15 protein-coding genes are annotated in these 16,370 nt (G+C 61.7%); 2 read left to right on the forward strand and 13 right to left on the reverse strand.

Annotation, left to right across the window (positions count from 1 at the left end; genetic code table 11):
• Positions 1 to 255: 255 nt before the first annotated feature.
• On the forward strand, positions 256 to 879 hold the full coding sequence (locus tag AAF358_09060) for a TetR/AcrR family transcriptional regulator (GenBank protein MEM7705687.1): 624 nt from the start codon (positions 256 to 258) through the stop codon (positions 877 to 879).
• 28 nt (positions 880 to 907) lie between these two features.
• Here AAF358_09060 and galU read toward each other — a convergent pair whose 3' ends face one another.
• The 12 genes from galU to AAF358_09120 form a co-directional block, all read right to left on the reverse strand.
• Positions 908 to 1,777 (reverse strand): UTP--glucose-1-phosphate uridylyltransferase GalU, encoded by an 870-nt coding sequence (gene galU / locus AAF358_09065; GenBank protein ID MEM7705688.1) that lies wholly within the window; start codon positions 1,775 to 1,777, stop codon positions 908 to 910.
• A gap of 18 nt (positions 1,778 to 1,795) precedes the next feature.
• The gene (locus AAF358_09070; GenBank protein ID MEM7705689.1) at positions 1,796 to 3,691 is read right to left on the reverse strand and encodes a nucleoside-diphosphate sugar epimerase/dehydratase; all 1,896 of its coding nucleotides are present in this window, start codon (positions 3,689 to 3,691) and stop codon (positions 1,796 to 1,798) included.
• Positions 3,688 to 4,701 carry a hypothetical protein gene (locus AAF358_09075; protein ID MEM7705690.1) on the reverse strand — a complete coding sequence of 338 codons (1,014 nt, stop codon included), beginning with the start codon at positions 4,699 to 4,701 and terminating at the stop codon, positions 3,688 to 3,690. The genes AAF358_09070 and AAF358_09075 overlap by 4 nt, the downstream gene beginning before the upstream one ends.
• Before the next feature lie 9 nt (positions 4,702 to 4,710).
• Complete coding sequence (gene lapB / locus AAF358_09080; GenBank protein ID MEM7705691.1) at positions 4,711 to 5,883, reverse strand: lipopolysaccharide assembly protein LapB; 1,173 nt, start codon at positions 5,881 to 5,883, stop codon at positions 4,711 to 4,713.
• Entirely contained in the window at positions 5,876 to 6,154 is a 279-nt protein-coding gene (locus AAF358_09085) for a LapA family protein (protein MEM7705692.1), read from the reverse strand. Before AAF358_09085 ends, lapB begins: the two co-directional genes overlap by 8 nt.
• A 47-nt stretch (positions 6,155 to 6,201) precedes the next feature.
• On the reverse strand, positions 6,202 to 6,492 hold the full coding sequence (locus AAF358_09090) for an integration host factor subunit beta (GenBank protein MEM7705693.1): 291 nt from the start codon (positions 6,490 to 6,492) through the stop codon (positions 6,202 to 6,204).
• A 274-nt stretch (positions 6,493 to 6,766) separates the two neighbouring features.
• Positions 6,767 to 8,482 (reverse strand): 30S ribosomal protein S1, encoded by a 1,716-nt coding sequence (gene rpsA / locus AAF358_09095; GenBank protein MEM7705694.1) that lies wholly within the window; start codon positions 8,480 to 8,482, stop codon positions 6,767 to 6,769.
• A gap of 293 nt (positions 8,483 to 8,775) precedes the next feature.
• Complete coding sequence (cmk, locus tag AAF358_09100; protein MEM7705695.1) at positions 8,776 to 9,504, reverse strand: (d)CMP kinase; 729 nt, start codon at positions 9,502 to 9,504, stop codon at positions 8,776 to 8,778.
• On the reverse strand, positions 9,501 to 10,844 hold the full coding sequence (gene aroA / locus AAF358_09105; GenBank protein MEM7705696.1) for a 3-phosphoshikimate 1-carboxyvinyltransferase: 1,344 nt from the start codon (positions 10,842 to 10,844) through the stop codon (positions 9,501 to 9,503). Before aroA ends, cmk begins: the two co-directional genes overlap by 4 nt.
• Before the next feature lie 48 nt (positions 10,845 to 10,892).
• Positions 10,893 to 11,978 (reverse strand): prephenate dehydratase, encoded by a 1,086-nt coding sequence (gene pheA, locus AAF358_09110; protein ID MEM7705697.1) that lies wholly within the window; start codon positions 11,976 to 11,978, stop codon positions 10,893 to 10,895.
• Between the two features lies 1 nt (position 11,979).
• Positions 11,980 to 12,822 (reverse strand): FHA domain-containing protein, encoded by an 843-nt coding sequence (locus AAF358_09115; protein ID MEM7705698.1) that lies wholly within the window; start codon positions 12,820 to 12,822, stop codon positions 11,980 to 11,982.
• 134 nt (positions 12,823 to 12,956) lie between these two features.
• Positions 12,957 to 15,098, reverse strand: a complete 2,142-nt coding sequence (locus AAF358_09120) for an AsmA family protein (GenBank protein MEM7705699.1) — start codon at positions 15,096 to 15,098, stop codon at positions 12,957 to 12,959.
• A gap of 100 nt (positions 15,099 to 15,198) precedes the next feature.
• Here AAF358_09120 and AAF358_09125 point away from each other — a divergent pair, with 100 nt between their 5' ends.
• Positions 15,199 to 15,474 (forward strand): polyhydroxyalkanoic acid system family protein, encoded by a 276-nt coding sequence (locus tag AAF358_09125; GenBank protein MEM7705700.1) that lies wholly within the window; start codon positions 15,199 to 15,201, stop codon positions 15,472 to 15,474.
• A gap of 50 nt (positions 15,475 to 15,524) precedes the next feature.
• Here the strand turns inward: AAF358_09125 and AAF358_09130 are convergent, their stop codons facing one another.
• Positions 15,525 to 16,244 (reverse strand): hypothetical protein, encoded by a 720-nt coding sequence (locus AAF358_09130; GenBank protein ID MEM7705701.1) that lies wholly within the window; start codon positions 16,242 to 16,244, stop codon positions 15,525 to 15,527.
• Between the last annotated feature and the right edge of the window lie 126 nt (positions 16,245 to 16,370).

Consider the following 16,370-nt stretch of genomic DNA (forward strand, 5'->3'; position numbering starts at 1 on the left):
CCCGAACGCTGCCCCAACCGAGCGTACGAGCGCCGGATCTTAACACAGAATGTCCCGAGTAAACGCGAGCTTAGCCCCCTTTTCTTAGCAATCAGGGTCAAATTGCGCCCGAAGCTCCTGAGGGATGCTCCCGGGGGGGCGCCCAATGCCTCTAAGTGCACGTATTTCCGAACTTTTTCTTCCCCACAGCCAATTGAATTTCGCGGATCAGACCTGCTACCCTCCCCGACCTGTTTAAAACGGTCTTTTAAAGCGATGGCAACCGGGCAAACAAAACAGCGGATTATCCAGGCAGCGGAGCATCTGTTTGCCAGCCATGGCTTCGTTCGAGCATCCCTCCGCCAGGTGACCGAATTAGCGGAAGTGAACCTGGCTTCAGTCAACTATCACTTCGGCAGTAAGGAGAACCTCATTCAGGAGGTTTTCCGGCGGCACCTGGATGGATTGAACGTCGAACGAGAGAAAGCCTTCGAGGAAGTGATGGCCGCGGACGCCAACCCGCCCCTCCGCGATCTCCTCAAGGCATTTATCGCACCCGCGCTGCGGCTGAGTACCGATCCCGTACACGGCGAGTATTTTGTGCAGATCGTGACGCGCGGCTTTGTGGAGTACAAAGACCAGTTTCGTGAGTTTTTGTCCCGCGAATACGGTGACATCAACCGGCGATTTTTTGCCGCCATTGCCAAGCATCTGCCGCACCTGCCAGACCAGGAGGTTGCCCGCCGGCTCGACTTCACGATCGGCGCACTGACCTACAGCATGGGCGATTTCGGTTTGACTAAGCTGGCTGACGGCACCGATCGCGAGGACTATCTGCGCGCCACGATCGACTCGCTGGTTCGCTTCAGCGAAGCGGGGCTTACCCGGTCACCGGCCTAGTGTCCTGCAGGGCATATCCCGCAGGACGCTACGTCAGGCGTTTGAGCATCGCAGACACCGGTGATCCGAGGTCGGGATCCGCCAGCGCCAGCTCGACCGTCGCCTGTACAAAACCCAGCTTGCTGCCGCAGTCGTACCGTTTTCCCTCGAAGCGATAGCAGTAAACGGGCTCATGCTGCAGCAACGCCGCAATGGCGTCAGTGAGCTGGATTTCGCCGCCCGCGCCTGCCCCCGTAGTGCTCAGCAGCTCAAAGATTTTCGGCGTTAACAGGTAGCGTCCGACCACCGCCAGGTTGGACGGCGCTTCGGCTGGGTCCGGCTTTTCTACGATGGCCTCAAGCTTTTCTACCCGTTCGCTGTGCGGGCTGGTGGAGACGATGCCGTAGCGGTTGGTGTGTTCCGGTGGCACCTCCTCCACGGCGATAACGCTGGCGCCGGTCTGTTCGTAAACTTCCACCATCTGCTCGAGACAACCCCGCCCCTGATTGACGATCAGATCATCGGGCAAGATAACGCCAAAGGGCTCGTCGCCGACCGCATCCGCACCGCAAAGCACCGCGTGCCCGAGCCCCAGCGCCTGATGCTGTGGCACCGCCGCCTGGCTCACCCCTTCTGCGAGCGTGCCGCGCACCAGCGCCAGCGTGTCGTTCTTGCCGTCTTTCTCGAGCCGGGATTCGAGCTCGAAAGCGGCACTGAAGTGCTGATTGATCGCCTGTTTGCTGCTGTTGGTAATAAACACCAGAGCGGACGCCCCCGCGCCGACAGCCTCATCTGCCGCGTACTGAATTAAGGGCCGGTCGATGATCGGCAACATCTCTTTCGGCACGGCTTTGGTCGCCGGCAGGAATCGGGTTCCCAGGCCAGCGACCGGGAACATGACTTTTCGAATCTTCGACATGCGAGTCCTTTCAGTAGGTTAGCCGCTGGCAGGCCGCGCCGGCAGCGGCACGACGTTTTCCTGTTCCGCTGAGGGTTGTCCGCGGCGGTATTCCGGCACCAGGTGGGTCAGCGCGCTTTCAATGATTTCGCTGTCCATCGTTTCACAGGCGTGCCGAATGGCGCTGACCGATTGCTCGACGCGATGCCAGTCGTGGGGCCGATGCATCGCAACGAGGATTTGAGCCCATTCCGTCGGCTGGTAGCGCTCCTGTTCGTGGAACAGTTCTTCCTTAAGCTTTTCCCCCGGACGCAGGCCGGTGAAAGTGATCTCCACTTCCTTGAACGGGATTTTGCCAGCCAGACGGATCATCTGCTCCGCGAGATACTGAATACGAATGGGTTCCCCCATGTCCAGCGCGTAGATCTCCCCGCCCTCGCCGATGCTGGCAACCTGCATGATGAGCTGGCAAGCCTCGGGGATGGTCATGAAGTAGCGGGTGACTTCGGGATGGGTGACCGTCACCGGCCGGCCCATGCTGATCTGCTCCTGGAACAGCGGTACTACGCTGCCGGCGGAATTCAGCACGTTGCCGAAGCGGACCGTGATAAAGCGGGTGGACGAGTTCTCCGCCAACGCCTGACAGAGCACCTCGGCGGCACGCTTGGTAGCACCCATCACGCTGCTCGGATTGACCGCTTTGTCGCTGGAGATCAGGACAAAACGGCCGACACCCTGCCGGTCAGCGGCAATCGCCAGCTCGCGTGTTCCGACAATATTATTCCGAGCAGCCTCGCGAGTTTGCCGCTCGAGGAGCGGCACGTGCTTAAAGGCCGCCGCATGGAAAACCACCTCGGGCTGATACTCGCTCATGGCCCAATCCACCGCGCTGCGGTCGCAGACGTCGATCAGCAGCGGGTCGAGAATCAGTTCGGGCCAGTGACGGCGAAGCTCTCGCTCGATCTCGTAGAGATTGTGCTCCGACCGCTCGAGGATGGTCAGTCGGGCAGGCCCAAGATCAGCAATTTGCCGGCAGAGTTCGCCGCCGATAGAACCACCGCCGCCGGAGACCATGACCGACCGCCCTTTTAGCCCGCCTTCAATCGCCAGCCAGTCGAGGGCGACCGGGTCCCGGCCCAGCAGGTCTTCGATTGCCACATCCTTCAGTTCGTGGATGGACGAGCGACCCGACACCAGATCGTTGAGTCGCGGAACGGTGCGAAAGGGCACGCCGTCTGCTTCACACAGCTCCACAATACGCTGCATCTGCTGGTTGCTCGCGGACGGGATCGCAATAATCGCCAGGTCGATGGCCTGACTGCGGACGATTTCCGACAGCTTGGCGATCGAGCCGAAAACCGGCAAACCACGTAGCTTGCTCCCCGCCAGCCGACGCTCATCGTCCAGAAATCCGACCGGGTAGTAGTCCCCATCCCGGGGCAGATCCCGGGCGAGCAGATCGCCGGTTGCACCGGCGCCGAGCAGCAGCACGCGAGTCTGCCCCGGCCGGGATCGAAAGCTCAGCGCCCGATCCTTCCACAAACGAAACAACAGGCGCGGCATCCCTAGGAGCAGCGTCAGCGCGAGGGGATAAATCAGAAACACCGATCGCGGCGCGCCTTCGAGTCGGCTGATCAGAAACAGCGACAGGAAGATCAGGGACGTGCCAACAACCGCTGCCCGGATGATGTTCCAGAGATCGGGCAAGCTGGCGAAGCGCCAGATGCCGCGGTAGAGACCAAAGATGGCGAGAACCGCCCCCTGAGCCACGAGGACCACCGGCATTTCGGTGGGCCATAACGGCTGGGCTTTATCGAAGGGGAGGAGCTGATAGCGGAGCCAGTGAGCGACGTTCCAGCTGGCCCAAACCATAAACAGATCGTGCAGAGCGACCGCCGTTCGCGGATGCCAGGTTGCCTGCCATGCTCGGTTCATGTGCCCTGCCTGCGGTCAAGGGCCCGACTGACGATCAGCCAGGCAGCGATCAATAGTCCGTAAACGACGAACACCGTGAGCGTACTCAACTCCGGATTGCGCCGCTGAAACCATACCGCCGGCAAGATGAACCCCGCATTAACAACGGTGTAAATCATCAGTACGCCGGCGGCGCCGACACCGCCGGCAGCCAGCCGCTGATACACGTGCTCGCGGTGTGCATCATACCACCGGCGGCGGGCCAGGACCCGGCGTAGGAGCGTCAGGCTTGCGTCCAGCACAAATACGGCCGGGAGCAGGAGCACCTCTGCCCACTGCAGCGACGCGCTGCGCAGCCCCAGCAGCGCGGTGACCGTCAGCATGGCGGCGAGCCCGTAGCTCCCCACGTCACCCATGAACGCGCGCGGACGGGGGAAATTCCACGGCAGGAATCCGGCGGCGACACCAGCGGTGAGGAGTGCACAAAGTCGGGCGTGGTAGGCCTCGGTCCCGCCGACCGCCGACTCGGCAACGAGCCAGCTGGCCGCGAGTCCCATAAACAGGGCCTGAACGGCGGCCATGCCGTTGCTGCCGTCCATAAAGTTAAACAGGTTGATCCACCAAACGATCAGCAGCACGCCTGCCACCGCGACTAGCGGCGGCGCCAGCGCGCCCTCCGGCAGCGGCAGCGCCAGGAGCAGGCCTACCGTCGCCACAAGCTGAATTGATGCCCGCCAGCGCGCAGCGATCGGCTGATGGTCGTCCCAGAAGCCCAGCGCACCGAGCACGGCCACGTAGAGCCCGGCGGGCAGCGTCAACGGTCGCGTCATCAGGTCCGGCGCCAGCCATGGCCCAACCGCGGTGCACAGCAGGAAGGCACCGACCATGGCGGCCCCAGCCCCGCGGACGACCTCGCCGACGTGCAGCCTTCGTGGGTCAGGTTTGTCGATCAGCCCCTGTCGACGAGCATAGCGGGCCAGGAGGGGGGTTGCCGCGAGGGTCAGCAGCGCAGCGGCGGCAAACAGGGGCATGGCGCCGACCTACTCGCCGGCGACGCCGTGAATCGGCTTGACGCTATTCCAGCTTTTGCAGCTTGGGCACTGCCAGTGCAGCGACCGGGTACCGAAACCACACTGATTGCACCGGTACACGGGCTTACCCTCAAGCAGCTTGGAGGTCAGGTCCTGGAGAATAAGCAGGTTATCCCGCTGCAGGCCCTCCGTATCGTGAAGATTGAGACCGATCAGGTACGCGAGCCCACGCACCGAGGGACGCTGCCGTAGCTGCGCGCTGATAAACTCCGCGGCCTCCTGGCGGCCTTCCTCCACTAAGATGAGTTCCGCCAGCGCAATCACGGGCGACACGCCCCGATAACGCTGAATAACGTCAGTCAGAAATTCGCGGGAGTCCTCGATCCTGCCCGCACTCTCAAAACAGCGCAGAATCGGTTCGAGCACGTCGGGAATATAATCGAGGTCCTGCTCGGCCACGCGGCGATAGGCGGCAATCGCCTTATCACACTGCCCCTCCTGCACACAGATATGTCCCTCAAGCATGCTGGCCCGGACACAGCCCGGGTCCACGTTGAGGGCACGCCGAAGCTGGTTTCGGGCCGACTGAAAGTTGTTCCCGTCAGACATCGCCTGGGCGATCTCGCAGAAGAACTGAGCGATGACCGGGCGCATGTTCTGCCCGGAAACCTCCTGCAGTGTTCGCGCGTGTTCAATCGACTTGTCCCAGTCGCGTTCCTGCTGATAGATGCTGATCAGATGACGCAGCGCCTCAGGCCGATGTTCTTTCATCTTCAGGAGGTCAGCGAACAGCTTTTCTGCCCGGTCGAGCAGACCGGCCCGCATAAAGTCTTCGCCCAGTTCCAGCACCGCCTGCGTGCGCTGCTCGTGGCTCAGCCCCTCGCGTGACACCAGATTTTGATGAAAGCGAATGGCCCGATCGACCTCGCCGCGGCGGCGGAAAAGATTGCCGAGCGCCAGATGGGTTTCGACGGTGTCGCGGTCCACTTCGGCGATCTTAAGAAACACCTCGATGGCCTTGTCGGGCTGCTCGTTGAGGAGGTAGTTCAGCCCTCGGAAATAGCTGGTCGAAAACTGTTTGAGCGACAGGGCTTCCTGGCGCCTCTGAGCCACCGCGTGAGCCAGCCATCCCGACGCTGCTGCCACCGGCAGCAGCAGCCAGAATAAACCAGTCTCAGCCATGACTGCTCGCCATGGCTTTGCTCGCAGATGCCGCCTGATCAGACTTGAGCGCTCGTATGCGGCGTTTCACCCCGAACCACATGGACAGGTAGACCAGCGTCCCACTGAGCAGAACACCCGCGAGAAATGCGGCCATGACAATCAGGGCGAGCGGTTGGGTAACGGAGAGAAAAAACAGGTCGACCGTGACCGGGTCCTCGTTGAGCGTGCCAAAAAACAGGCCGAAGGCGACAAAAACGAGCACGAGCAGCAGGGTAAAAATCCGACTCATAAGCTAGACACTTAACCTCCGATCGGACCCCTGAAACCTGCGAGTCTTCAGGATTGGTTGGCGCGATTGACCCGTTCGCGGAGCTCTTTGCCGGGCTTGAAGTGAGGAACATGCTTTCCCGGCAGCGCAACCGCGTCGCCGGTTTTAGGATTACGGCCCATACGCGGCGGGCGAAAGTGCAGCGAGAAGCTGCCGAAGCCCCGGACCTCGATTCGGTTTCCGCTGGCGAGTGAGTCGCTCATCTGCTCGATAAGCGTCTTTACCGCCATCTCAACGTCGGTATAAGCCAGATGTCGCTGGCTCAAGGCCAACGCTTCAATCAGTTCGGATTTCGTCATGAAATTACAGTGTGCTGCGCCTGCTGTGGTCGATCTGAGTACCCGCACGGTGCCCGCTGGCACCGCTGCCGGACCGCCCATAACCCCCTGTCGCAAGAGTAACACGAGGAGCCGACGATTGACCACGATCTGAGACGTGATAGTGACTTACGAGCTTTTTCGCCCTCATCGGACCGTCTCGCGCCGCTATGGTCAGCGCCGGGCCCACGTGGAGCCCGGCGGCGTCGCTTAAGAGCGTGACCGGGCGCACTGCCCGGTCCAAAGGACCGTCCGATCAGGCGTCGGGATCCTTCTCGTCGTTCTTGCTCATCTGCTCTTTCAGCAGATCGCCAAGACTCGTGGTGCCGGTGCTGGCGTTCTGATACTCCTCCAGTGCTTCGGCAAGCTCGTCGTCCTCTTTCGCTCGGATCGACAGGCTGAGCACCCGGCTCTTCCGGTCGATACCAATGAACTTGGCCTCGATCTCCTGACCAACTTCCAGGACCTTAGTCGCATCATCGACGCGGTCCTTGGAAATCTCCGAGGCACGAAGATAGGCCTCAACACCGTCTTCGAGGTCCACAAACGCGCCGCGCTGCTCCACCTCACGAATCTTGCCGACGACCAGCGATCCCTTCGGATTGGCGGCCATAAACGTGGCAAACGGATCTTGTTCGAGCTGCTTGATACCGAGCGAGATACGCTCCCGCTCCGGGTCTACGGCCAGCACAACCGCCTCAACGTCCTGACCCTTCTGGAACTTGCGCACCATTTCTTCGCCGGTCTCCAGCCACGAAATATCGGACAGGTGAACCAGGCCGTCGATGCCGCCTTCCAGGCCAACAAAGATTCCGAAGTCGGTGATGGACTTGATGTTGCCCTGCACCTTGTCGCCCTTGTTGTGGAGCGCTGCGAATGCGTCCCAGGGGTTAGACTGACACTGCTTGATACCCAGCGAGATCCGACGCCGGTCCTCGTCGATGTCCAGCACCATGACCTCAACCTCGTCACCGATCGTGACCGCCTTGGCCGGGTTGACGTTCTTGTTGGTCCAGTCCATTTCGGACACGTGCACCAGGCCTTCAACACCGTCTTCGACCTCAACAAAACAACCGTAGTCGGTGATGTTGCTGACGGAGCCAAACAGACGTGAGCCCACCGGGTAACGTCGAGCGATGTCCTTCCACGGATCGTCACCCATCTGCTTCAGACCCAGCGAAACGCGATTGCGCTCGCGATCGAAGCGCAGCACCCGGACCTCAACCTCGTCACCCACATCCACGACTTCAGAGGGATGGCGCACACGCTTCCACGCCATGTCCGTGATGTGGAGCAGGCCGTCGATGCCGCCCAGATCGATGAACGCACCGTAGTCGGTCAGGTTTTTCACGACACCCTTGGCCGTGGCACCTTCTTCCAGGTTACCCAGAAGCTCTTCGCGCTCGGCGCTGTACTCAGACTCCACGACCGCGCGGCGGGACACCACCACGTTGTTGCGGCGCCGGTCCAGCTTGATAATTTTGAACTCGAGATCTTTGCCTTCGAGATAGCTCGGGTCGCGCACCGGCCGTACGTCGACCAGTGATCCCGGCAGAAACGCCCGGATGTCGCGGATGTCGACCGTGAAGCCGCCTTTGACCTTGCCGCTGATCTTACCGGTGACGGTCTCTTCGCCTTCCTGCGCGGACTCCAGCTCATCCCAAACGCGCGCGCGCTTGGCCTTTTCCCGGGACAGGCGGGTCTCGCCAAAACCGTCTTCCACGGCGTCCAGGGCCACTTCCACCTCGTCGCCGACGTTAACTTCGATCTCACCGTCCTGATCCAGGAACTGCTGGATCGGCACAATGCCTTCTGACTTCAGCCCGGCGTTGACCACGACCACGTCGTTGCGGATGTCCATCACCGTGCCGGTGACAATCGCGCCAGGTTTCAGGTTGCTGTACGCGAGACTCTGCTCGAAGAGTTCGGCAAACGACTCGCTGCCGGTTTCGGTTTGTATCGATTCGCTCATAATATTTTTCGTGTGTCCAAATCGTTCGGCGCCCAATCAACGGCGCGCTGCTTCGCAGCCGAACGTTGGAACAGGCATCCGCAAAACAGCCCACGAGGCCGCTTTGCTCGTTGTTAGAAACCTCTTTGTAGTTGGTTGAAGGCTTCCAATCCAAGCTCACCCCTGACTCAATGCCGCTAGGGTGAACACCCATTTCCCTGTGTTACCGGGCCAACCCACTGCTGGAGCGTTTCCGGTTTCACTGTGTTGGCTCCCGAAGGAACCGAGGCGCTTCCTGCGCCAGCTTGCCGGCGCTAAAGCACCAGCTGCCTTTGGATGAATAACCAGGCTGCTTCAACCACCGCCTCAATCGTGAGCTCGGTGGTATCCAGCAGGTGAGCGTCTGCGGCGGGCTTTAACGGCGCGCTGCTTCGCTCGCGATCCCGCTGGTCGCGGGCCTGGATGTCGTCTAAAAGCGCGCGAAGGGTAACACCTGCCCCCTGCGCCTTCAACTGCTCGTAGCGGCGTCTGGCCCGCTCCTCGGGGCTGGCGGTAATAAAGATTTTGCAGGGTGCATCGGGGAAAACGACCGTCCCCATGTCGCGTCCGTCCGCCACCAGGCCCGGCGCCGCGCGAAAATCTCGCTGCCGCTGCAGCAGCGCATCCCGCACCGGCTGCAGCGCCGCCACCTTTGAGGCAGCCGCGGCAACCCGCTCGTCGCGAATCAGCTGGTCGACCGGCTCCACGCCGATCATCGATTGATACCCGCCCTGCCCGTCCAGCTCGAAGCGAACGTCCAGCTCACGCGCGGCTTCGGCCACCGCCGGCACATCCTCCAGGGCAAGCCCCGCCTCAAGGGCCTGCCAGGCCGTCAGTCGATACAGCGCGCCGCTGTCAAGAAAATGCCACCCCAGCCTTCCGGCCAGTGCCACCGATAGCGTGCCTTTGCCGGCGCCGCTCGGTCCGTCGACGGTGACAACCGGGACCGGGTTGACGGCACCAGCCGCCTCCACGCCAGGCTTGGGTCCCTGGGTTTCGCTCACGATGTTGGAGCTTCCCGCTCCTCGATGTGCCCGCCAAGCGCGTTGAGGCTCGCGCGGAAATCAGGGAACGAGGTGGCAACGTTGGCGACCGACTGCACGGTCACCGGGGCTTCGGCACGCAGAGACGCCACGGCAAAACTCATCGCGCAACGGTGGTCATGCTGACCATGGACCGTACCGCCGCCGAGCGTGTCCCGGCCGACGATGTCGATGCCGTCCTCTCGCTCGGTCACGGCAACTCCGAGCGTGCGAAGGCCCTCCGCCATCACCGCCAGACGATCGCTTTCCTTCACCCGCAGCTCCTCTGCGCCACGTACCCGAGTGACCCCCTCGCTGACCGCCGCCGCGATAAATGCCACGGGAAACTCGTCGATCATCAGCGGGACCAGCCGGGGATCGACGTCAACACCCCGCAATGTCGCTGTGCGGACCCGTAGATCCGCTACCGGCTCACCGCCGGATTCCCGCGGATCCAGCACTTCGATCGAGGCTCCCATCTCCCGGAGCAGATCCAGCAGCCCCGTTCGCATCGGATTGATGCCGACGTTGGTCAGCGTGAGATCGGACTCCGGCCTGATGCTGCCCGCCACCAAAAAAAAGGCGGCTGACGAGAAATCTCCCGGCACGTGGATCGATTGGGGGCCCGTCAACGCCTGGCCTCCCTCCATGCGCAGCCAGCGCTGTCCCGTCACCTCCTCGGACGCCAGCGTGACGCCATAGGCGCGCAGCATCGACTCGGTGTGGTCTCGACTCGGCGCGGGTTCCAGCAGCTCAATTGGACCGTCAGCACCGAGGCCGGCGAGCAGCAAACAAGATTTCAGCTGGGCGCTGGCGACCGGCATTTCGTAGCGCAGGGCCCTTAAGCGGCGGCTTGGCAGAATTTCCAGCGGAGCCCTGCCGCCGTCGGCAGCTCGGATGTCCACACCCATCAGCGTAAGGGGGCGAATGATCCGACCCATCGGTCGACTGCGCAGGGAAACGTCGCCGGTGAGGGTTGCCCCCAGTCCCTGCCCCGCCAGCAGGCCGGTCAGCAAACGAATACCGGTGCCCGAGTTGCCCATGTCCAGGGGCTGAACGGGCGCCGACAGCGGGCACTCGTCGGTGCCTAGCACGCACAGGTGGTCGTCCTCCGAAACCAGCTCCGACCCCAGGGCCTGCATCGCAACGCCCGTGGCCTTAACGTCTTCCGCCTCCAGCAGCCCCGTGACTTTTGTCTGCCCCCTGGCCAGGCTGCCGAGCAGCAGCGCGCGGTGAGATATCGATTTGTCGCCCGGAACGCTCATCGACCCGCGTAGCCCACCCTCCGGCGACCGACAGTAATACTCAGGCTCAGCTGACATGATCAATAGGAGTCCGGTAAACCTGCGGGCAGTGCCCGAACGTCCCCCTCAAACGACCGCCACCGGGTAAGAGCCTAAGACCTTATACAGCGAACTCAGATCTTTGAGTTCACGCAGAGCACCGGCCAGCGGATCGCGGTCGGCGTGCCCCAGCACGTCCAGAAAAAAAACATACCCCCACTTCTCCTGGCGCGATGGGCGTGACTCGATGCGGGTCATATTGACCCCGGCCTTGGCGAGCGGATCCAGCAGGTGATAAAGGAGGCCCGGCCGCTCCTCAGCGGACACCAGGAGCGACGTCTTATCCTGGCCGCTCGGCGGCAGCAGATTTCTCCCTACCACCAGAAAGCGGGTGGTGTTGTCCTGCTGATCCTCAATCTGAGCGTGAAGCAGATTTAGACCATAGATGCTGGCAGCGGATTCACCGGCTACCGCAGCGGCTTCCGGACGACCGCGGACACGGCGCGCCGCCTCCGCGTTCGAGTCCACGGCGACCTGTTCAGCCTGCGGCAGGTTCTCGCGCAGCCAGCGCCGGCATTGCGCCAGCGACTGGCGGTGGGAATAGACGCGCTCGATGACCTCGAGACTTTCGCCGGTGCTCAGGAGATTGTGATGGATCGGGATTTCTACCTCGCCGCAAACTTTCAGGGGAGAAATCAGAAACATGTCGAGCGTGTTATTCACCGCCCCTTCGGACGAATTTTCAACCGGCACCACCCCAAAGTCAGCGTGCCCGTTTTCTACGTCCGCAAATACCTCTTCGATGGTGCCCAGCGGCAGCGACATGACCGAATGACCGAATTGCTTCATCGCGGCGGCCTGCGAGAACGTTCCCTCGGGTCCTAGAAAAGCGATTTTCAGCGGATTCTGCTGCGCCAGACAGGCCGACATGATCTCTCGGAAGAGGCGCAACATTTCGTCGTTGGACAGCGGCCCCTGGTTACGCTCGGCAACCTGCCGCAAGACGGCGGCCTCGCGCTCCGGCCGAAAAAGCTCAAGGCTGGTCAGGCCGCTGCCTTTAACGCGGCCGACTTCCTGGGCAATCTCGGCCCGCTCCGTGATGAGCTGCTGAAGAGATTCATCGATGGCATCGATGCGCTTGCGCAGTGCCAGCAGAGCCTCCTGATCGGCCATCTCAGGACAGATAGTTCACGAGCAGCCAACCGATCATGGCCGCTGACAGCACCAGACATACTGCCACAATGATGGCGTCGCGGCGCCGATGATCCGCTTCGCGCGGGGGCTCGGGCTGCGTTTCAGGGGCGGTTGGCTCGTCCGTCGGCGCGTCGATGACCGGGGCGGTGAACACCTGGGTATTGCCCGAGCCGGTGGCCGCCTCCGCCACACCTGAATACGCTTTGCCGGGCACAAAACCCGGCGCTTCGAGCAAGAAACGCTGCGCGCCGGCCACAAGCTGGTCGCCCGCCGCGAGATGACCGTCGCTCACAGGATGCCCGTTGACCTCGATGCCCTCTGCGTTGCGAAGGTAGATGCCGGTTTCTTCAACCTGGATATAGGCTGTCGCGCCGTCCAGCGGGACGTCGGCATCAGCGGGTCCCAGGGCCACATGATCGTAGAGCGCAATGGCCTGCCCGCTGAGGGCTCCATTTAACCCTCGGATAAGAAAACGGGGCGGATGATCTCGGTTGACGCTCACCAGCTTTCCGGTTGCGGCGCTGGTGTCTTCAAGACGCCTGGCGTCGCCCAGCAAAACCATATCGATTTCGCCCAGCTTGACGTGGTCGCCGAGGCGCAGGATAGACTTTGCCGCGACTGGCCTTTCGTTGACGGTGAGCGCGAGGGCGTCGCTGTCAGCCATCAACGTAATACCCCGATGGTCAACGGCGATCAACGCGTGATTGTCCAGCATGCCGTCGGCAGCCAGCGTGATATCGCAGGTCTCAGCAGCACCGATCGAAAAGGTGCCGGTACTGAGCTGAATTTTTTCGTGCTCCCCGTTAGGAAATACCAGATGCATGCCGCATGCGTTCCCTACCATCCTTGGGCGGCCACTGTACCATCGGGGTGCGGTTTTTCCTATTCCGCCCCGGGCCCGCGGCGCCGCTAAGCCGCCGGCAAAAACGCCTCCGCAATGCCGGTTGGAGGCGCGATTCAGTTCCCGTCATCATCATCGTCGTCGTCGCCAAGCAGCGATTTCAGAAGCCGTTTTTTGGCGCGGTCACGATCGGAGGACTCGTCCTCACTTTCAGGGTCATCCCCCTCCTCGTCATCGCCGAGCAGTCGCCCCAGCAATTCATCCTTTTTGCGATCGATTTTCTCCTGCTGGGAGGCGAGCACCAGCTTGGCGACATCAATCGAAATTCCAGGTGCCGCGAGGTCACCCGAGAGGCTCAGAGGGATTTTGCGGCCGGCAATCCGGTCCAGCCCGCTGAGCCCCGTGGCGTCGAGCAGGACCGGCTCGAGTTCTCCGTCAACGGTCATGTCTGCGAGATTGATGGTGAGGTCGCCGTTGACCGTGAGCACGGGCGAAGCCAGTTCCAGACGTGAAGTACGCAATACCCCGTCGGTCACGCGGGCCTCCAGTGCCATGCTGGAGAACGTCGTCTGCCCCTCTTCGGTCTGGGCGCTGCCGTCACCGGAAGATTGATTGAGCAACGATGTCGCCCGATTGAGCGCACCAAAGATGTCCATGCCAAAGATGGCCCCATCGCTGAAGTTAAAGCTGAGGGTACCGTTGGCTCCCGCCAGCGGGTTGGCGCCGAGCGGGTCGTCCATGATGAGGTTGGCCTTGAGGTCACCCGTACCGGTCATGTACTGGGTGCCAAGAAAGTCCTTGAGCAGAGGCCCAGCCTGCACCCCGCTGACTGACTGATCGAGGGACAGTCGGCCCTGACCGTCGGTTCTCAATTCAATCTGCGTATCCAGCAAGCCCCCGTATAGTCCGGCGTTCATGGGCTCCAGCACAACCCCCTCAGGACCGGAGGTGAGCTTCAGCTTCACGTCGGTGGCCGAGACTCCCGCCACTGCCAGCGATCCAATGCCAATCTCGCCCGTCAGCTGCCCGAGATCGAGGTCAGCAAGGTTGACCGGGGCGCTGGCCTCAGTCGGCGCCTGCGAGGTTTCGCCCTCCGGCAGGTAGCGGTCAACATCGATCGCGTCGACATCAACTTGAAAGGCGCCCACCAGCCGCTCGATGTCCGAAATGTCTGCGCTGCCGGTGATGGTTGTTTCGTCCAGGCGGATGGTCATGGCGGTGAGAGCGGCTCGGTTCGGACTAACCTCAAACTGAAAGTCACTCGAAAACGCCGTCAGGGCCGACTCATCCGCCGCCTGAAATGCCGCCCCCATCGCCTGGGCGAGCCAGCTGCGAAGGTTGAATTCCGCCACCGTGAGCTGGCCCACCAGCTTTTGTCCGTCGCCGCTTACCTCGGTCCCGGTCAGGTTAAATTCCACCCGCGCCGCGCCGGACTCCAAAACCAGGCCCTGCGCCGTCAAGGCGTCATCAGCTTCCGTATAGCTCAGGGGCTCACTCAGACTCAAGCTAAACGGCAGCGCCGGCTGTTCTGCACCGCCTTCGGTCGATCCGGTCAGCGAAAGCTTGGAGACCGCCAGCGACATCGGTGAGGCATCCAGCAGGCCGCTGCCTTCTAGGCTGGATTCAAGCGCCGCCGTGACCTGCCCTTCAACGACGAGGTTCATGGAAAGATCAAGCGACAACGGCTCGCTCGGGTCGATGGCGCTGCTGGTGAGATTGAAGTCCGTCACGGCCGCTTTGAGGTCCGCCTGCGCGTCGCTGTACGACAGGCTGGCATCGAGGAGCTGGATACCGGCGACCTGCAAATCGATATCCTGCGGTGCGTCGCTACTGGTCGTTGTGGTCGTCTCGGTGGAGCCAGAAACAAGGCTTTCCCAGTTGCTCCGACCCTGCTGGTCGATTTCCAGATTGACCTGCGGGGCCCTCAGCAGGACCTCACCCACCCGGAGCTGTCCTCGAAGCAGTGGCAGCAAACGAACGCGAACCGTAGCCTCACCGACCGACAACAGATGTGGCGCGCTGAATCCCGTGTCGTTAGCAATCGAGACTTCGTTCAGTTCGATCGCCGCCCAGGGAAAAACCGACAGGGCCAGCGGACCGTTGAGACGAACCTCCCGATCCAGAGCCTTTGAGGCCTCGCTGGCGATCCTTTCGCGATAGTCATTCGGGTCGATCACCATCGGCAGGATCAGGCCGGCTGCGACCACCAGCACCAGTAAAAGCCCTACCCCGATAAACAGCCATTTGATCAATTTCATGGTTCTTGCCGTCGGCAGTCGTCGATACGTTTATCATACCGCAGACAGTCTCCGGACACCGCTTGGGCACGCGTTTGTCGACGCCTGTTAGGATAGCGGCATGAGTAGAATTAAGATTCGGCGCAGCCACGAAAGCGGGCTGGACAAAGCGCGGGAGGCGGCAGACGAAATTGCCGGCGAAATGGGCGAGCGTTTCGGTGTGACCTCGAACTGGCAGGGGGACGTGCTGGCGTTTTCACACAGCGCTGTACGTGGCCAGATTCAGGTCAGTGAGGAGGCGATCGAAGTCGACGCGAAGCTCGGACTCCTGGTCACACCCTTCAAAGCCGCCCTGGAATCACGCATCCACGACTACATCGATCAATACCTGGCCTAGACGGCCCACCCAGTTGAGCCGTGTGGCGCGCTGACGCGTTGCTCGCTGGCTTACCAGAACTGACGCCAGGCAAAATCCAGCTCGTCCGTAGAAAGATCACGGAGTTGCTGGGCAATGGCCATCTCCCGCTGTTCAATACTTCGCAGGAAATCGTCGGCGCCGCCCATCTCATCGAACGCATGAAAGCCATGCTCCAAAAACGTCTGGAGATCGGACAGCCCGGCTACCTTGGCGGGCCATCGAGCCATTTTGAGCGTCGCGTAGATCATGGGCAGGTTGACGAGATGCTCCAATGCTTCACCCACGCGAACAATCTGGCGAATCTGCTCCTCGCGCTCCTCGGCCGGTGCGCTGGAGCGATAAGCCGCAGCGTACTGCTCCACCGACATAGTCTCGACGTCGATTCCGTCAGTTCGCAGGGTGTGGGCGGTCTTAAAATCCAGCGACTGGGCTAGCGACTGGGCTGAAAGCGCTTCCTCCACCGTCACCAGGACCGAGGGCGGCATAATCTTGAACAGGAGTGGCAGCATCTTGGTCATCTGCTGGTTGCGCAGGTGAAGATTGGGTGGCGCATAGAGTTCTTCGACAAAAAACTGCATGGCCTCACGATGACTCTCGCGGTCCCAGAAATCGCCATAGGTTTGTCGTAAGCGGTCTTTCTGCCACCGCTCCAACGCCTCCACCTGAGGGCGCAGCCCGGCCTGCTCCGTCTCCAGCTGCCACTGATGGCTGACCTCCAGCTGGAAACGGATACTGTCGTTGGTGTTCACAGCGAACCCCAGGCTTCGCGCAACGATTTCCGCGCCACAAACCGGCTCAACGGGTGCTGCACTAGTGTGTTTATTCTAGAAATCACTCGTATCGTGTGCGTCATCAAATAGAAACCGTCGCAGTAA

The sequence above is a fragment of the Pseudomonadota bacterium genome (assembly GCA_039033415.1).
Classification (GTDB): Bacteria; Pseudomonadota; Gammaproteobacteria; order Xanthomonadales; family SZUA-38; genus JANQOZ01.

What these genes read in the sequence shown, in the direction of transcription:
- AAF358_09060 (MEM7705687.1), top strand. Translation starts at nt 256, where the DNA reads ATGGCAACCGGGCAAACAAAACAGCGGATTATCCAGGCAGCGGAGCAT.
- galU (MEM7705688.1), bottom strand. Translation starts at nt 1,777, where the DNA reads ATGTCGAAGATTCGAAAAGTCATGTTCCCGGTCGCTGGCCTGGGAACC.
- AAF358_09070 (MEM7705689.1), bottom strand. Translation starts at nt 3,691, where the DNA reads ATGAACCGAGCATGGCAGGCAACCTGGCATCCGCGAACGGCGGTCGCT.
- AAF358_09075 (MEM7705690.1), bottom strand. Translation starts at nt 4,701, where the DNA reads ATGCCCCTGTTTGCCGCCGCTGCGCTGCTGACCCTCGCGGCAACCCCC.
- lapB (MEM7705691.1), bottom strand. Translation starts at nt 5,883, where the DNA reads ATGGCTGAGACTGGTTTATTCTGGCTGCTGCTGCCGGTGGCAGCAGCG.
- AAF358_09085 (MEM7705692.1), bottom strand. Translation starts at nt 6,154, where the DNA reads ATGAGTCGGATTTTTACCCTGCTGCTCGTGCTCGTTTTTGTCGCCTTC.
- AAF358_09090 (MEM7705693.1), bottom strand. Translation starts at nt 6,492, where the DNA reads ATGACGAAATCCGAACTGATTGAAGCGTTGGCCTTGAGCCAGCGACAT.
- rpsA (MEM7705694.1), bottom strand. Translation starts at nt 8,482, where the DNA reads ATGAGCGAATCGATACAAACCGAAACCGGCAGCGAGTCGTTTGCCGAA.
- aroA (MEM7705696.1), bottom strand. Translation starts at nt 10,844, where the DNA reads ATGTCAGCTGAGCCTGAGTATTACTGTCGGTCGCCGGAGGGTGGGCTA.
- pheA (MEM7705697.1), bottom strand. Translation starts at nt 11,978, where the DNA reads ATGGCCGATCAGGAGGCTCTGCTGGCACTGCGCAAGCGCATCGATGCC.
- AAF358_09115 (MEM7705698.1), bottom strand. Translation starts at nt 12,822, where the DNA reads ATGCATCTGGTATTTCCTAACGGGGAGCACGAAAAAATTCAGCTCAGT.
- AAF358_09120 (MEM7705699.1), bottom strand. Translation starts at nt 15,098, where the DNA reads ATGAAATTGATCAAATGGCTGTTTATCGGGGTAGGGCTTTTACTGGTG.
- AAF358_09125 (MEM7705700.1), top strand. Translation starts at nt 15,199, where the DNA reads ATGAGTAGAATTAAGATTCGGCGCAGCCACGAAAGCGGGCTGGACAAA.